The following is a 16,125-nucleotide window of genomic DNA, read 5'->3' as shown; positions in this document are numbered from 1 at the left end:
TAGACAAAGACTGAAACCTAAACTATTTGTTAATCGTTCATATAACGATAATACATTGAAAGAGGATTTCTTTTATGAAGAAACAAAAACGTGACATCCACCAAAGAGCTTACACTAGAGGATACCGAGCAGGAATGGCTGGGCGCTCTAAAGGTCTATCTGATCAATTCTCAGAACAGGCTCGTCTTGACTGGCTAGCAGGCTGGAGAGAAGGTCGAGAAGATATGTGGAACGGTTTTTCCTCAGTAGAAGGCACTCACAAAGCAGCAAGCTTTGCCAGTTAACCCTTTTAAAATATTTGTATTATACTCATCTTAACCATGTAAAGTACGATCTTAATACGACACCGACAGCAGTTTACTTGGTTAAGATGACCATAAATTATTACTTATTCGAATTCTCTCTAATATAGCCAGATGTGTTTTCAATAGCTTCACGAATTAGGTCTGGGCCACGATATACAAATCCGGAATAAATTTGGACTAACTTCGCCCCTGCTTCCAACTTTTCAACGGCATCTTTGCCATTCATAATGCCACCAACTCCAATGATAGGAAGACTGTCTAGCAAGTGGTCATGTAATACCCTCACAACTTCTGTCGACGCATCACGTACAGGCGCACCGCTTAACCCACCCGCTTCATCTGCTCGCTTATGCCCTTTTACAGATTCTCTTGATAGAGTTGTATTAGTGGCAATAATGCCATCTACACCTTGAGCATGTAGAGTATCGGCAACAAGGCGGATTTCGTCAGCAGACATATCCGGTGCAATTTTCACAGCTAAAGGCACCTTTTTACCATGTTCATCAAAGTATCTGTTTCTAGCTTCAACTAGTGGAGAGATGAGTTCAGCTAAACTTTCACCGAATTGTAAACTACGTAACCCAGGGGTATTAGGAGAACTGATATTAGCGGTAATGTAATCCGCATAAGGTATCACAGCATGTAAACAAGACAAATAATCGTTTACGGCATCCTCTACTGACGTAGTCAAATTTTTACCAATATTGACACCCAAAATACCATTATAATTATGTTGTTTTATTTGCCCAACCATGTGCTCAACACCTTTATTGTTGAAGCCCATTCGGTTAATGATCGCTTGGTGTTCAGGTAGTCGAAATAATCTTGGTTTAGGGTTTCCTGACTGGCCTTTGGGAGTCACTGTTCCGACTTCCACAAAGCCAAACCCTAACGCCCCCATTGCTTCAAATGCATCGGCATTTTTATCCAGGCCCGCGGCTAAACCAACCGCATTCGGAAAAGTTAATCCCATCGCATCAACCGAAACAGACGGTATAGTATCAACAAAAAGTTTGTTTATGCCTAACCGTTGCCCTGCAGCAAGTAATTCCAAAGAGAGTTCATGAGACACCTCAGCATCTAATTTAAACAGTAGTGAGCGAGCTAGGTTGTACATTTATCTATCCTCTTTTTGGTAATTACAATCAAAAAAACAGTAACTTATTAACAATTTTATATGGTATTGGATTAGCAAATACCCTGTAATATTAACGAACTTTATTAACGCCCACTAGCTTACGATTCTCATCAAACTCAACTTCAAAGGTGCCGTAAATGCCTTGATGAGTTAGAAATGATTTGAATACAGCTAATGGTAACTGAACATTGCGTCCATCCCTGCTCTTAGCAATCAAGTTTTTTGCCGTACCCTTGTACATGTCTTTAAATTTAAATGCTGAAACGCTTATATCAAGTACTATTTTTGCCATCTAAAAACCCTTTCTTACGCTTCTCTTACACTTACTGTATTGTTTTATCTATTTTTAATCTATTAAGATGACTTATTATATTGTGTCTCCCGTTTTAATAACAGAAATATGAGGAATATTGCGTTAATGGATGCTTTAATTCGCACTTTACAGGACGAACTCAACAAAACCATTGTTGGCCAAAGTAACTTAATCAAAAACCTATTAATTTCGTTAATTGCAGATGGACACGTTTTACTTGAAGGCCCTCCGGGAATTGCTAAAACGACTGCAGCAAAAGCGCTGGCTAATAGTATCGATAGCCAATTCCAACGCATTCAATTTACGCCTGACTTACTACCAGGAGACGTAACTGGCTCAGATATATACCAACAAGAAAAAGGTCAATTTGAATTCATCCCTGGCCCGATCATGAATAATATCGTACTAGCAGATGAAATAAATAGGGCTCCAGCCAAAGTTCAATCTGCGCTATTAGAAGCCATGGGAGAAAGGCAAGTCACTGTTGGTAACAAAAGCTACAAACTACCTGAGCTTTTTTTGTTATCGCCACTCAAAACCCAATTGAGCAAGAAGGCACCTATCCTCTTCCTGAAGCACAATTAGATCGCTTCATTATGAAGATCAAAGTTGACTATCCTAACGCTGAAGAAGAGCTAGAAATTCTACGTCGAGTTAGGTCTGTAGAAAGTGCCGAGAAAGCCATAACTCAGCCCGTTTGCAGTACGGACAATATTTTATTACTTCGTAAACAGGCACTTAGTTTATATATGGCTGAATCAGTAGAGCAATATATAGTTCAGTTGATTATGTCAACTCGTCATTCTGAACATTACTTGCATTCAACTAAGCAAAATGAACACCTCAATTTAATCGAGTTTGGCGCTAGTCCTCGAGGAACGCTTGCGCTAGACCGATGTGCCAGAGCTCACGCCTTGCTTCACGGAAAAGACTACGTCACTCCTGATGATGTTAAGGCCGTTGCTCATAGTGTGCTTAGACATCGGGTTTTGCCTTCATTTGAAGCAGAAGCTCAGGGACTAACAACGGATGATATCCTTAACCAACTCCTTGACAGAGTTCCTGTAATATAGGCGGATAGTCATGGATAAGCTTATATCACCGCCCTCTCCGATTCTTAGCAATAAGGATTTAATTGCCTTAGCCCCTTATGCAAAACATTTAGGGAAAGCGGCAAAAAAAGTAAAACGTACGCGAGCAAATGGTCAATACCAAAGACCTATAAAAGGTCATGGAATGGAGATGTTAGAACTTAGACAATACCAAATACATGATGAGTTTCGACACATTGATTGGCGAGTAACCGCTAGAACCGGCACACCTCACACTCGAATTTATGCTCAGGAAAATGAACATAAACGAATGCTAATGCTTGATATTAGTGGCTCAGGATATTTTGGGACGAGACATACATTTATATCTACCCGTATGGTACAGGTCGCGTGTTTAATTGCTTGGAGAACACAAATACAGAATGATAGTTTGGGGTATTGCCTAGGCTTTGGTGATCTCATCCACCAACGAGCTCACATTCATAATAAAAAATCATTCTCTTCTCTAGTCTCTCAATTAGCTGAAGCAACGCAAGTCAAACACAGAGAAAAAAACTCAATAGTAAAGCCTTGGGAAGCCCTTCATCATGATAAATCGATAAAACAACAAACTATTATTATTTTAAGTGACCGCTTAAATGTGTCCGATAAAGATCTAAAACACCTCGCTCAATTAGCAAAACATAATTATGTTTACTGGATAAAAATTGCCGACACCAATGCCAAAAAACTCCCAATCGGTCAGTACTTAATGGAGGATTTTAATGGTTTACAATGGCTATCCATTACAAAGCCAACACAACACCGTATTACTGAAGAACTCGAAAAGCAAGTTAACTTACTCAAACAACAATTACACAATATTGGAATACAACTCCACCAATATGATTTGCCTGAATCCCCTATTACCATTGCACGCCATTTGTTAGCCATAGGAGCTATTCACTAATGGATGAAGCTCTCCAAAACAGCCTCGATTTACCTAACAAAGCTTTTATCTTACCAGAAGCTATCCCCATGTGGCCTCCAGTATGGTGGAGTTGGCTGGTGTTGCTAGCTCTGATTATCCTAGTTACCATAGTCACCTTGAAAACCGTTAAAAAATATCAACATAATGCGTATCGAAGAGAAGCACTGACTTTATTAGGTGACCGTCACAATCTAAATGCACTCAGTGATAAAGAACTACTTACACACTGCCATACAATTATTAAAAGATGTCTAGTCAGCCATGGAAAAGGCTCCCAAGCAGCCATGCTGAATCATGATTTGATACCATTGCTAGATAAAGACATGAGAAAATCGCATTCCTTCAAAAGTCTTGGGGCATGGTTTATTGACGGTCAATATCAAGAACATTTAACACTCAGTGATGCTGAACGACACAACTTATTAAACACTACGAAAAAATGGGTAAAAAAACATAATGCTTGAATTTGTTTGGCCTTGGTTTTTCCTTTTATTACCGCTACCTCTCTTAATGCGTTTTATCACCCCCACCACGCCAAAGAGTGAAATTATCTGGTGGCCTACAGCGAGTCTAATAAGCAAACAATCAACCAGCCAGTCATCTGGAAGAGTGATAAAAAACCCAACTCTAATATTGTTTTTATGTGCCTGGTTAGTGCTTGTGACCGCCATCGCTAGACCCGTTTGGGTCGGCGATCCTATTGAAATAACACCTTCCGGTAGAGATTTATTCATCGCTGTAGATTTATCAGGCAGCATGCAAGTCACCGACATGCAAGTAAATAAAGAAACGGTTGATAGATTAAGTGCAGCAAAACACGTATTAAACGATTTTATTAGCACTCGAAAAGGCGATCGCATTGGTATTATCGTATTTGGAACAAAGGCCTACCTACAAGCGCCCTTAAGTTATGACCTAGAAGCCTTAAATAAATTAATCAATGAGAATCAAATTGGTTTTGCTGGTGAACAAACCGCTATTGGAGACGCTATAGGCTTAGGTATCAAACAGCTGGAAAATAAAGACAGTGATAAAAAAGTCTTGATCCTTATGACAGATGGGGCTAACACAGCAGGTCGAGTTCAACCCGCTCAAGCCGCAAGTTTCGCCGCTTCCCAGAACGTAAAAATACACACTATAGGCATAGGCGCAGATGAAATGGTTGTCCAAGGGTTCTTTGGACCTAAAGTAATTAACCCTTCATCTGATTTAGACGAACCTTTATTACAAGACATTGCCAGCTCTACGGGAGGACACTATTTTAGAGCAAGAAGCACAAGTGAATTAAGCCATATTTATCACCTGATTGACCAACTTGAACCAACACCTAGCGAAGACCTCTGGCAAAGACCTAAAACCACGTTATTGCACTGGCTTGGACTACTAGGACTGATATTAATTGGATTTGGCTTCATTCTGCAAAAAACATTTTTATCAAAGGGGAGTAAATAATGGAACTGCTTCCAGGGCTATATTTTACTAGACCAACTTGGTTATTATTAATCCCCTTTACACTACTGTGCGTGATACTTTTCACTAAGCATGGCTCTCGGGGAACACAACTGAAAAAGTTTATAGACCCAAAATTATTACCATTTTTAACCAAGCCAAGCATAGGAAAAAACACATCTAAATGGTTAGGCCTATTAAGCCTTTGTCTCGCTATTATTGGGCTGTCTGGTATTAGCTGGGAAAAGCAACCTCAACCCACTTATACCTCTAACGCAAAAACCATTTTGTTAATAGATCAATCGATTTCTCTCTATGCTACAGATATAAAACCAAATCGATTAACCCGACTAAAACAAAAATTACAGGACATCATAAATACCATTACTGAAGGTGAAATTGCCATGGTGGCTTTTGCGGGCGATGCTTACACAATTAGTCCATTTAGTGCTGATAAATCAACGCTTACACACTTTCTCTTAGCACTTGATCCTTTAATTATGCCTCTTTATGGCAGCAACCTGCTCGCTGGAGTTCAGACGTCACTCTCCTTGTTAGAAAATAACCCGTCTCCTGCACATCTAATTATTGTTACAGATAGCATCAATAGCAATGAAATAATAGAAATACCAAAATTAACAAAACTCAACTCTTTGCAAGTGAGTATCATTGGGGTTGGAAGCCAACAAGGAGGAGAAATTGTACTTCCTGATGGATCCCATCTAAGAAAAAACAACAAAACCGTTAAACCACCTCTACCTGTATCTTCATTAATTGATCTTGCCAGTACATTAAATGGTCAATACTTCGATAGTCAACTGACGGATAAAGACATACAAAGTATCGTCAACAACCAACAGTCCACCCAAAAAACACTCCGAGAATCAAATGCTCTTAGTAATATTTGGGTTGAAAAAGGACATTGGCTATTGATGCCTTTTTTAATATGGCTTTTAATCCAATTTCGTCCTGGAGCCTATTTACTTCTCATTATCAACTTAAGCAGTTACCCCCTAACAGTATTGCATCACCGCTAGAATGGTTCATGACACAAGATCAACTAGCGCAAAGCAAAGTAGATAATGGTCAGTGGGATGAAGCATCTTCACTTTTCGAGAATAAAAAATGGCAAGCCGCCTCAAATTACGCTGTAGAAAGATATTCAGAAGCGGCAGACGTGCTAAAATCTCAAGCATCGTCTGCTTCAGACTTTTATAATTTAGGTAATAGTCTCGCATTATCAGGTAACCTCGAAGATGCAATTCAAGCATTCAAAAAATCGCTTGAATTAGACCCAAATTCAAAGGCAGCGCAAGAAAACTTAGCGTATTTACAGCAAAAGCAAAAAGAACAGAAGCAAGATCAAGATCAAGATCAAGATCAACAACAAAATCAAAAACCGAATAATGATCCGCAACAATCTAAAGAGAAAAACAATACCGAAAACCAACAAAAGAAATCTCAGAATAAAGATGGCACCAGTGATGAAGAAAAAGAAGACAACAAAACCAGCGATGAACAGAACAACACACCTGATGACGAGAAAAATGCTATAAACAATACCGAATCTGAAAAAAACGATATTACAGATGAAGAAAAAATCGCTTTAGATCAATGGTTAAGACAAATACAAGACGACCCTGGTGGTTTATTAAAACGGAAACTCTGGTATTTACATCAAGAAAAACGAGCAGAAAATCGATTCAAACAAGAGGATGGACTGCCAATATGGTAGTAATTGAAAGAACACATATTTTAACTTCATTACAATTTTTACTTTCTTTGGTAAAGATATATGTCATTGGCCTTTTTTTCTTGATCAGCACCGGCGCATTGTCGGCTACGGTTATCGCATCTCTAAATAAAAATATCGTCGTTGAAAATGAAGTAGTTCAGCTCAGTATACGCACTGATTTTCCTGACACAGGATCAGGTCCTGACCTTTCCTCATTAAAAAGAGACTTCGATATATTAGGGCAGAGCCAAAACAGTCAATTTAGATTCAACCTAGGAACCACTCAAGCATTGAATTTTTGGGTAATAAACTTAATGCCTAAATCTGTTGGCAAAATTGAAATCCCTAAAATTAAAGTAGGTGAATATCAGTCGGAATCATTGATTTTAGAGGTAAAAAACGCCCCCCAACTATTGGATGAAAATGGCAACCCTCCTGTTATGCTAAAGATGCATTCTTCTGAGCCACAGCCCTACCTGCAACAACAAGTTATTTTAACCATGGCGCTGTACACGTCTGTCGCATTACAAAACGCTAATATATCTACACCAAACCATGCAAATTTGGTGATAGAGCGCCTAGTGGATGATCAATCACACAGCGAAATGATCAATGGCACCACATATCAAGTCAGAACCAGGCAATATCTCGCTTTCCCCCAGGTCAGTGGTCAACTTGACCTGCCGCCACAAACCATATCCGCTATGATAAATACAAATGCCGGTCGAAGAATTATTAAAGTACAGAGCCTACCGATATCTTTAAACATTCTACCAATCCCTGCAAGCTACTCAAACGATTACTGGTTACCAGCTGACAATGTTCAGATTTCAAGTAGCCTTACTCCCACTACCAATGCCCATATTGGTGATACGTTAACTTGGAAAATTGAAATTAGAGCGAAAGGGGCACTACCCGAACAAATACCACCGATTGCTTTTTCTAGCACAGCAGATTACAAACTCTATCCGCAACCCGCTAAATTTAGCAGTCAAAAAACCAGTAATGGAATTATAGGCAATCAGTCCCTTGTTATTGAAGTCGTTCCTACTCGAGAAGGTGTAATTACATTACCTTCAATAGAAATTCCTTTCTGGAACGTAGAAGACAGAATATTAGAAGTAGCATCGACAGAAAGCATTGATTTATCAATCTTACCATTGGTCAATCAATCAAATAATCAAACAGCCATACAAAAATCTCACAATGAAAACAACGCAATACAACAAGAAAATAGCCAACCAATCTCACTAGCAAAACCAAAGGTTCAACCAAAAGCAAACACGCAAAATATTGGAGTTGAATTGGAAGTAACAGAACCTAGCAATTCCTCGATCCTAAAAATATTAGCGATCGCTTCTTTATTTGCAGTTACATTAGTAAGCGTCATAACTATCTGGATAAAAAAACGTAAGAAAACGCTTTTAGATGATGAGAAAATTCCAACTATCAAAGATTTTGCACCTGTAACAGCCCTTGATGAAGCATCAGCTTATGCGCAACTAATACACTGCTGTCGTGCAAATCGATTATCTCAACTAAGAGGAAACCTTTTAGAGTGGGCCAGACTTCGTTGGGGAGACGAAAATATTTTGGGGTTGGAAGACATCAAGCGTCTAAGTAATTCACAAGAAATAACACAACTTATTATGGAATCAGAACTCAGTATGTATTCAGATAAAGCAACTAGCCAATGGAACGGACAAGCTTTAGCAGATGCACTAGAAGAGCATATCAGTGGTGTACCTAAAAGCAGCTCTTCTGATAAGCTAAAAACGCTATATCCAAATTTTTAAAAATAGTTGCTCTAGTATTAATAATTTCAATCTGATTATAGGACCCTCACTATGTCACTGTCACCACTCCATCAAACAGGCATTACTGCGGAACAATCAAGTGAAGCCTTATTCATTACATTCAATGTAAAACCGGGTCAACACAAACAAATTCGCCTAGCATTGAAAAGATCACCTGAGGTCATATCCAACACACAAAGTGTATTTAAAAGCGCCAACCTTCATGCCGTTATTGGCATCGGCAATGAATATTGGAGCCAGCTTTCACTGGAAACACCAAAACAACTCACAGGCTTTCAACATACAGATTTAAAACAGGCTCCAGATACCCCTGTAGATTTAATATTACATATTCGATCTGATCGCAGAGATATTACTTCTATACTAGCTCAAAAGCTCTATCAACTATTTTCAGATTCGGTTTCTTTAGTAGAAGAAGTTTCCTGCTTTAAATATTTAGACAGTCGCGATTTAACGGGATTTGTTGATGGTACTGAAAACCCTGAAGGGGAACATAGAAAAGAAGTGGCATTGGTTGGAAATGAAGATCCTTCTTTTTGTGGAGGCTCTTACCTACACCTTCAAAAATTCATACACAGCCTACATAGTTGGGAACAACTTCCTGTAGACCAACAAGAAAGTATTTTTGGAAGAAGTAAGACGGATAACATTGAATTCTCATCAGATAAAAAATCACCTCATGCTCACACAAAACGAACATCTCTTAAGAACGCTCAAGGTGAGTCATTAGAAATTCTGCGCCAAAGCATGCCTTTTGCAACATTAACCGAATCAGGCCTCATGTTTGCGAGTTATTGCCGTACTCCCGACAACTTCAATAAAATGCTAAACAGCATGCTGAAAGGGGACACAGAAGGTCATACAGATCATCTGATGAAGTATACTCAAGCCGTTACAGGACAGGCCTTCTTTGTCCCTAGCCTTCTTTGGTTCACACAGCTATAGAGGCCATATTTGGAAATAAAAAAACCACTAAATACCTTTTATTTAGTGGTTTTTTTTGGCACTGCTATAAAATATCTAGCGTTCTATTGTTGCAGCGTTAGATAATAAACTCTGCTGAGCTTGGGTTGAAAGCGTTGAATTCGTTTGATTTAAATAGCGCTCATAAAGCGAAACTTGCTCATCATCCCCTTCAACATCTTGCGACTCAACCGCCGTTAAACGCATCAATACCAAATTACCATTTGACAGTGGCTTAACCTCTGTTACAGGAGCATCCACAGGATGAGGCAGGGTAAACGCCAGTTCTGAAATAGCACTTTCACCACGAGCGGCTGCCGTTACCGTTTTCCAATCTTGATTATCTAGATCGGAAAACGCTAAATCTGCTTTCGCTTTCAATGAAGCCACCGCTTTTTCTTCAATTAATACCGATGCCACTTGTTCACGTGCATCGTCTAAAGACTGAAGAGACTCAGGGTTATGATCTTTTACCCTAACAACGATAACTTCATTATCATTAATCTCTATTAGATTACTGTTTTGACCATCTTCAAGTACTTGAGCACTGTAGGCCGCTGCCACAATTTGAGGGTTGACGGTTAACTCATCATTTCCCCCACTTCGCCCAAACAATGCCGTCGTTTCTATTTCAACACCATACTCTTTAGCCAATGGCTCTAAACGATCGCTTGCATAAGCTAGATCGGCAATATTTTCATGCTCATCCAACAAGGCATCTTCAATCTTTCTAGACACTATTTGCTCTTCAAGCTGTAATTTCATTTCATCAAAGCTAGCTACATCGACTGTTGCAATATCATTTAGTTGCACTAAATGCAGGCCAAAATCTGTTTGAACCGACTTAACCTCTCCTAACGCCATATTAAATACAGCATCGTCAAAATCGTCACCCATGATACCTTTTTCAATATAACCCAAATTACCACCGGAACTCTTTGAACCAAGGTCATCGGAATACGTTTCAGCAAGTGACGCAAAAGACTTCCCAGAAGCAATTTGCTGCTGAATTTCTGTAACTAAAGCATTAGCCTGATCTTCTGTACGGTCATCACCCAGTTCCAATAAAATATGAGATACCTGACGCTCTTCAGATCGTTCTAGAGCCACTTCAGAATCATAGGCCGCTTTCAGCTCGGCATCGGTAACATCAATTCTGTCACGTAAGTCAGTTGATTTAATAAGAACATAATCTAAAGAAACTTGCTCTTCTTGTTTAAACTCTTCTGGATGTGCCGAAAAATACGTTTCGATTTCAGCATCGGTAACATCCATTTGCTCGGTTTCAGAAGCAAGATCAAATTCAACATAATCAAAAGTACGCGTTTGATTTTGCAATGTCTTAATCATGTCAACCTGATGAGGAACAACAAACTCAGATGCGACGATAGCTGAGCGAGCCTGCTGCAATAATACATCTGTTTTAATACGCTCTTTAAAGGACAGTGGTGTATAACCAAGTGAACGAACAAAATTTACATATTTATTCTGATCAAATCGCCCGTCTGTTTGAAACTCCCCAGCCTGTAATAAATACTGATCTACTTGAGCATCAGAAACACCCAAATTAAGTGATTCAGCATTATTAGTTAAAACAGCTCTTTGGATCAACTCATCCAACGCTCGTCTTTGTAGTAATGTATCTTCAAGCAAAGCAGGGTTAATATTATTTCCCATCATGGAAATCAATTGACGTCTTTGCGTTTCCGCGGCTTGAAGTAAATCAGTGCGAGTGATTTCTGTACCATTAACTTCAGCGACTGTATCTGAGGAATTAAAACCTGTTACTAAAGCATCCACACCAAACAGCGCGAAAGTCACAACAATAAAACCAACGATAATTTTAACAACAATACCGTGCGACTTATCTCTTATATTTTGGAGCATATAGCCTCCATGATGTTTTCCTTCAAGTATGTCTATACAAAAAAAGGTGCACTCCATCTGGAACACACCTCTTTGTCTAATGGCGGAACAGACGGGACTCGAACCCGCGACCCCCTGCGTGACAGGCAGGTATTCTAACCAACTGAACTACTGCTCCGAACTCATCTAAATAACAACAAATTAATTATGCTATTTAGCTATTAATTAACAGCGTCTTTAAGACCTTTACCGGCTTTAAAACCAGGAACTTTAGCTGCTTTAATTTGAATTTCCTCACCAGTCTGAGGGTTACGACCAGTTCTCGCCGCACGCTCTTTAACGGCAAATGTACCAAAACCTACCAATGTAACCTGATCACCTTTTGCTAACGATTCAGTAATTGCTTGTAGAGTTGCATCTAGTGCATTACCAGCAGCCGCTTTAGAAAGATCAGCAGATGCAGCAATTGCATCAATCAATTCAGATTTATTCACGTTGTACCCCTTCAGTATTTTCGTGGTTCCTTAAAAATATTTTTTAGGACTTCTTTTCATTAGAAATAATAAGGATGAGCAGTTATACAAGCCTATCCTACCCTCTGTCAACTCCGAGGTTTCACCTAATGATGACTCACAGCTTCTTGTTCATCAACAATTTTTTCTTTAGAAGCGGTAGTTTTTACCTTTTTTGGTGAAGGAATGTACTCTAAAGCGATATCCAGCACTTCATCAATCCATTTAACTGGATGAATAGAAAGATCAGCTTTAATATTATCTGGAATTTCTTTTAAATCACGCTCATTTTCATGAGGAATAATAACCGTTTTAATACCGCCTCTGTGAGCAGCCAATAGCTTCTCTTTAAGTCCACCTATAGCCAAGACTTCCCCACGCAACGTAATCTCCCCTGTCATTGCAACAGACGCTTTTACAGGCACCTTAGCAAGTACAGACACCATTGCGGTACACATCGCGATACCTGCACTTGGACCATCTTTAGGAGTAGCCCCTTCAGGAACATGGACATGAAGATCAATTTTCTCATGAAAATCTTCATCAATTCCAAGAGCAACGGCACGACTTCGCACAACTGTCAATGCGGCTTGAATCGATTCTTGCATTACATCGCCTAACGAGCCTGTTTTTACATGACGCCCTTTACCAGTAAGAGCCGCCGCTTCAATCGTTAATAATTCACCACCAACGGATGTCCACGCTAATCCTGTCACTTGGCCAATTTGATTTTTTTCTTCTGCTTTACCGTACGAGAAACGCTTTACACCAGAAAACTCTTCTAAATTGTTCTCAGAGACAATAACAGCCGTCTTATTTTTAGATAAAGACTGCTGCTTAACAACTCTACGACATACTTTACTTAATTCACGTTCAAGCCCTCGGACGCCTGCCTCACGAGTGTAATACCGTATTAACCCCATTAAAGCATCATCAGTAACATCAACTTCTGTCTCTTTCAAACCAGAAAGTTTAACTTGCTTCGGTAGTAAATAACGACGTGCAATATTCAACTTCTCATCTTCAGTATAACCAGGTATGCGAATCACCTCCATACGATCAAGCAAAGGTCCTGGGATATTCATACTATTGGAAGTACAAATAAACATAACATCAGACAAATCGTAATCTACTTCAAGATAGTGATCATTAAACGTGTGGTTTTGCTCTGGATCCAACACTTCTAATAATGCGGATGCTGGGTCTCCACGCTGATCCATCCCCATTTTATCAATCTCATCAAGTAAGAAAAGAGGGTTTTTAACTTTCACTTTTGATAGTTTTTGAAGCAGTTTTCCTGGCATAGAACCTATATAAGTACGACGATGACCACGAATTTCAGCCTCATCACGAACACCACCAAGTGACATACGTACGTATTTCCGGTTAACCGCTTTGGCAATCGACTGCCCTAAAGAGGTTTTACCCACACCTGGAGGCCCAACAAGACATAGAACGGGGCCCTTTACTTTCTTAACGCGCTGTTGAACGGCCAAGAATTCAAGAATACGTTCTTTTACATCGTTCAACCCATAATGGTCTTGATTAAGCACTTTTTCAGCATAAGCTAGGTCATTACGAACTTTACTACGCTGCTTCCATGGTAATGACAACAACCAATCAATGTAACCTCTAACAACGGTCGCTTCAGCCGACATTGGAGACATCATTCGTAATTTTTTAAGCTCGCCTTCCGCTTTTTCTATTGCCTCAGAAGACATGCCACTTTCAGTGATTTTTTCTTGCAGGATATCAAGCTCATTACCGCTTTCATCCATATCACCTAGCTCTTTTTGAATCGCTTTCATTTGCTCATTCAAATAATATTCGCGCTGGCTTTTTTCCATTTGTTTTTTAACACGACTACGAATGCTTTTTTCTAGGTGGGCAATATCTAACTCCCCTTCCATCAACGCAATCAAATATTCGCCACGCTCTACTAACGAATGCATTTCAAGAATACTTTGCTTATCTTCCAATTTCAGCGTCATATGACCCGCGATGGTATCAATCAAAACACCTAATTCTTCAATAACTTTAACCGATGTCACTACTTCAGCAGGAATTTTTTTGCTTCCTGCCACATATTCATCCAGTTGTTTTAATAAAGCAGAGCGAATTGCTAAGTATGAACTTTCATCTGAATCCGTTGACACAATTTCTGTTACTTTTGCCTCAACATAGTTTTCAAGGTCAGCCAATTCATCAACACGAGCACGAGCAGCACCCTCTACAAGCACTTTTACTGTACCATCAGGAAGACGTAGCAGTTGCATAACTTTCGCAGTAGTACCAATTGGATATAAGTCCTCAACCATTGGGTTGTCTTTCGAAGCATCTTGTTGAGCAACTAGGAATACATATTTATTATCATCCATCGCTGCCTCGAGTGCGGCAATGGATTTTGCCCGCCCAACAAAAAGAGGCAAAACCATATTTGGGTATACCACCACATCTCTTAATGGCAGCATAGGAAGCGTTATCTGTTCAGACATAAATTTTTCCAATAAGGCGCATTACACGCGCAAAAAATAAAAGAGGTTTGATATAAGAAAACATAAGGGCTATCTATGGAAAAACAAGCGTAACTTATGGAGTATTATCATTATGTTTCATTGATCCTATTATAGATAAAATGAAAAACATACAATTTCCCCAATAAAAAAGGCCAACCCGATATGATTTTTATCAAGCTGACCTTATTTAGGAACCAAAAAAATTATTGATTCGCTACATCATCTTCTTTTTCAAGCACCATCAAAGGTAAACCCTCACCTCGAATAGCCTGACCATCCATAACAATTTTTGTTACATCTGTTCTGGAAGGAAGATCATACATTGAATCCAATAATGCAGATTCTAATATACTTCTCAAACCTCGAGCACCCGTTTTACGCTCCAACGCAAGCCTAGCTGCTTCTTTAAGAGACTCTTCAGTAAATTCTAACTCTACACCCTCAAGCCCAAATAAATGCTGGTACTGCTTAGTCAGCGCATTTTTAGGTTCACTCAAAATAGTAATCAATGCTTCTTCGTCAAGTTCAGATAGCGTTGCAACCACTGGTAAACGACCAACGAACTCAGGAATCAAACCAAATTTAACCAAATCCTCAGTTTCAACTTGATGAACAGATTGAGAGAAAGTCTTGTCTTCTTCTTTACTTTTGACAACTGCAGAGAACCCTATACTGCCTTTCTCTGTACGATCACTAATAACTCGATCCAAGCCAGCAAAAGCACCACCACAGATAAACAAGATATTTGATGTATCAACCTGTAGAAACTCTTGCTGAGGATGCTTACGCCCCCCTTGAGGAGGAACGGAAGCAACAGTACCTTCAATCAATTTTAGCAACGCTTGCTGAACACCTTCACCAGATACATCACGTGTTATCGAAGGATTATCAGACTTGCGAGAAATTTTATCTATTTCATCAATGTAGACAATTCCGCGTTGAGCCTTCTCTACATCGTAATCGCATTTCTGAAGGAGCTTTTGAATAATATTTTCAACATCCTCACCAACATAACCTGCCTCGGTTAATGTTGTTGCATCAGCAATGGTGAATGGTACATCCAATACACGCGCTAACGTTTGAGCTAATAATGTTTTACCACTACCAGTAGGGCCAATAAGTAAAATGTTACTTTTCCCTAACTCAACACTGCTATCTTTAACTTGATGACGAAGACGCTTGTAGTGATTATAAACAGCAACCGCCAATACTCTCTTCGCTTTTTCTTGACCTATCACATATTCATCAAGCGCAGATTTGAGCTTCATAGGTGTAGGTAATTCATCTTGAGACTCTTGATCTTCATTATTAATTTGAGAGAGCTCTTGTGTGATGATATTGCTACACAGGTCCACACATTCATTACAAATATATACAGAAGGACCTGCAATCAATTTCTTCACTTCATCTTGGCTTTTTCCACAAAAAGAACAATACAAAAGTCTATCTGAATGTTCTCCCTTACCAAATTTATCATCCGACATTAAAT

The 16,125-nt window shown here is 39.3% G+C and carries 14 protein-coding genes, 1 tRNA gene and 1 pseudogene; 9 read left to right on the top strand and 7 right to left on the bottom strand.

All coding sequences use genetic code 11. From position 1 onward, the window contains the following. The first annotated feature begins 74 nt into the window (after positions 1-74). On the top strand, positions 75-284 hold the full coding sequence (gene rmf, locus O1D97_RS14685; RefSeq protein ID WP_269126768.1) for a ribosome modulation factor: 210 nt from the start codon (positions 75-77) through the stop codon (positions 282-284). A gap of 100 nt (positions 285-384) precedes the next feature. On the opposite strand, the gene O1D97_RS14680 is transcribed toward rmf, so the two are convergent. Both O1D97_RS14680 and O1D97_RS14675 read right to left on the bottom strand, forming a co-directional pair. Next, entirely contained in the window at positions 385-1,422 is a 1,038-nt protein-coding gene (locus O1D97_RS14680) for a quinone-dependent dihydroorotate dehydrogenase (RefSeq protein ID WP_269126767.1), read from the bottom strand. Between the two features lie 91 nt (positions 1,423-1,513). Then, a complete protein-coding gene (locus tag O1D97_RS14675) occupies positions 1,514-1,735 on the bottom strand; it encodes a DUF2835 domain-containing protein (RefSeq protein ID WP_269126765.1) in 222 nt (73 codons plus the stop codon). Positions 1,736-1,861: 126 nt separating this feature from the next. On the opposite strand from O1D97_RS14675, the pseudogene O1D97_RS14670 reads away from it, so the two are divergent. The 8 genes and pseudogenes from O1D97_RS14670 (at position 1,862) to O1D97_RS14635 (ending at position 9,724) form a co-directional block, all read left to right on the top strand. Further along, positions 1,862-2,829 (top strand): annotated as a pseudogene (locus O1D97_RS14670) (AAA family ATPase). A gap of 10 nt (positions 2,830-2,839) precedes the next feature. Continuing rightward, positions 2,840-3,757 carry a DUF58 domain-containing protein gene (locus O1D97_RS14665; protein ID WP_269126764.1) on the top strand — a complete coding sequence of 306 codons (918 nt, stop codon included), beginning with the start codon at positions 2,840-2,842 and terminating at the stop codon, positions 3,755-3,757. Further along, a complete protein-coding gene (locus O1D97_RS14660) occupies positions 3,757-4,242 on the top strand; it encodes a DUF4381 domain-containing protein (RefSeq protein ID WP_269126762.1) in 486 nt (161 codons plus the stop codon). Before O1D97_RS14665 ends, O1D97_RS14660 begins: the two co-directional genes overlap by 1 nt. Then, positions 4,235-5,230 (top strand): VWA domain-containing protein, encoded by a 996-nt coding sequence (locus O1D97_RS14655; protein ID WP_269126760.1) that lies wholly within the window; start codon positions 4,235-4,237, stop codon positions 5,228-5,230. The genes O1D97_RS14660 and O1D97_RS14655 overlap by 8 nt, the downstream gene beginning before the upstream one ends. Beyond that, positions 5,230-6,264 (top strand): VWA domain-containing protein, encoded by a 1,035-nt coding sequence (locus tag O1D97_RS14650; RefSeq protein WP_269126758.1) that lies wholly within the window; start codon positions 5,230-5,232, stop codon positions 6,262-6,264. Before O1D97_RS14655 ends, O1D97_RS14650 begins: the two co-directional genes overlap by 1 nt. Before the next feature lie 8 nt (positions 6,265-6,272). Then, complete coding sequence (locus O1D97_RS14645; RefSeq protein WP_269126756.1) at positions 6,273-6,962, top strand: tetratricopeptide repeat protein; 690 nt, start codon at positions 6,273-6,275, stop codon at positions 6,960-6,962. After that, the gene (locus O1D97_RS14640; protein WP_269126754.1) at positions 6,956-8,758 is read left to right on the top strand and encodes a BatD family protein; all 1,803 of its coding nucleotides are present in this window, start codon (positions 6,956-6,958) and stop codon (positions 8,756-8,758) included. The genes O1D97_RS14645 and O1D97_RS14640 overlap by 7 nt, the downstream gene beginning before the upstream one ends. Before the next feature lie 51 nt (positions 8,759-8,809). Next, positions 8,810-9,724, top strand: coding sequence for a Dyp-type peroxidase (locus O1D97_RS14635; RefSeq protein WP_269126752.1), 915 nt, complete (start codon positions 8,810-8,812; stop codon positions 9,722-9,724). Positions 9,725-9,799: 75 nt separating this feature from the next. Here the strand turns inward: O1D97_RS14635 and O1D97_RS14630 are convergent, their stop codons facing one another. The 5 genes from O1D97_RS14630 to clpX all read right to left on the bottom strand — a co-directional run bounded on the left by O1D97_RS14630 (position 9,800) and on the right by clpX (position 16,120). After that, on the bottom strand, positions 9,800-11,629 hold the full coding sequence (locus tag O1D97_RS14630) for a SurA N-terminal domain-containing protein (RefSeq protein ID WP_269126750.1): 1,830 nt from the start codon (positions 11,627-11,629) through the stop codon (positions 9,800-9,802). Positions 11,630-11,709: 80 nt separating this feature from the next. Further along, positions 11,710-11,786: transfer RNA gene (locus tag O1D97_RS14625), tRNA-Asp, on the bottom strand. A gap of 43 nt (positions 11,787-11,829) precedes the next feature. Next, positions 11,830-12,102: an HU family DNA-binding protein gene (locus tag O1D97_RS14620; RefSeq protein WP_191602835.1), complete on the bottom strand. Its 273-nt coding sequence runs from the start codon at positions 12,100-12,102 to the stop codon at positions 11,830-11,832. 125 nt (positions 12,103-12,227) lie between these two features. Further along, positions 12,228-14,615 (bottom strand): endopeptidase La, encoded by a 2,388-nt coding sequence (gene lon / locus O1D97_RS14615; protein ID WP_269126748.1) that lies wholly within the window; start codon positions 14,613-14,615, stop codon positions 12,228-12,230. Positions 14,616-14,839: 224 nt separating this feature from the next. After that, a complete protein-coding gene (gene clpX / locus O1D97_RS14610; protein ID WP_269126746.1) occupies positions 14,840-16,120 on the bottom strand; it encodes an ATP-dependent protease ATP-binding subunit ClpX in 1,281 nt (426 codons plus the stop codon). Positions 16,121-16,125: the final 5 nt, after the last annotated feature.

Source organism: Marinomonas phaeophyticola, assembly GCF_026966905.1.
Lineage (GTDB): Bacteria > Pseudomonadota > Gammaproteobacteria > Pseudomonadales > Marinomonadaceae > Marinomonas > Marinomonas phaeophyticola.
The sequence above is the reverse complement of the archived record's forward strand: the minus strand, read 5'-3'. Positions and strand labels throughout refer to the sequence as shown.

Bases quoted from the DNA above. Each gene is read 5' to 3' on its own strand.
- rmf (WP_269126768.1), top strand. From the start codon at position 75: ATGAAGAAACAAAAACGTGACATCCACCAAAGAGCTTACACTAGAGGA.
- O1D97_RS14680 (WP_269126767.1), bottom strand. From the start codon at position 1,422: ATGTACAACCTAGCTCGCTCACTACTGTTTAAATTAGATGCTGAGGTG.
- O1D97_RS14675 (WP_269126765.1), bottom strand. From the start codon at position 1,735: ATGGCAAAAATAGTACTTGATATAAGCGTTTCAGCATTTAAATTTAAA.
- O1D97_RS14665 (WP_269126764.1), top strand. From the start codon at position 2,840: ATGGATAAGCTTATATCACCGCCCTCTCCGATTCTTAGCAATAAGGAT.
- O1D97_RS14660 (WP_269126762.1), top strand. From the start codon at position 3,757: ATGGATGAAGCTCTCCAAAACAGCCTCGATTTACCTAACAAAGCTTTT.
- O1D97_RS14655 (WP_269126760.1), top strand. From the start codon at position 4,235: ATGCTTGAATTTGTTTGGCCTTGGTTTTTCCTTTTATTACCGCTACCT.
- O1D97_RS14650 (WP_269126758.1), top strand. From the start codon at position 5,230: ATGGAACTGCTTCCAGGGCTATATTTTACTAGACCAACTTGGTTATTA.
- O1D97_RS14645 (WP_269126756.1), top strand. From the start codon at position 6,273: ATGACACAAGATCAACTAGCGCAAAGCAAAGTAGATAATGGTCAGTGG.
- O1D97_RS14640 (WP_269126754.1), top strand. From the start codon at position 6,956: ATGGTAGTAATTGAAAGAACACATATTTTAACTTCATTACAATTTTTA.
- O1D97_RS14635 (WP_269126752.1), top strand. From the start codon at position 8,810: ATGTCACTGTCACCACTCCATCAAACAGGCATTACTGCGGAACAATCA.
- O1D97_RS14630 (WP_269126750.1), bottom strand. From the start codon at position 11,629: ATGCTCCAAAATATAAGAGATAAGTCGCACGGTATTGTTGTTAAAATT.
- lon (WP_269126748.1), bottom strand. From the start codon at position 14,615: ATGTCTGAACAGATAACGCTTCCTATGCTGCCATTAAGAGATGTGGTG.
- clpX (WP_269126746.1), bottom strand. From the start codon at position 16,120: ATGTCGGATGATAAATTTGGTAAGGGAGAACATTCAGATAGACTTTTG.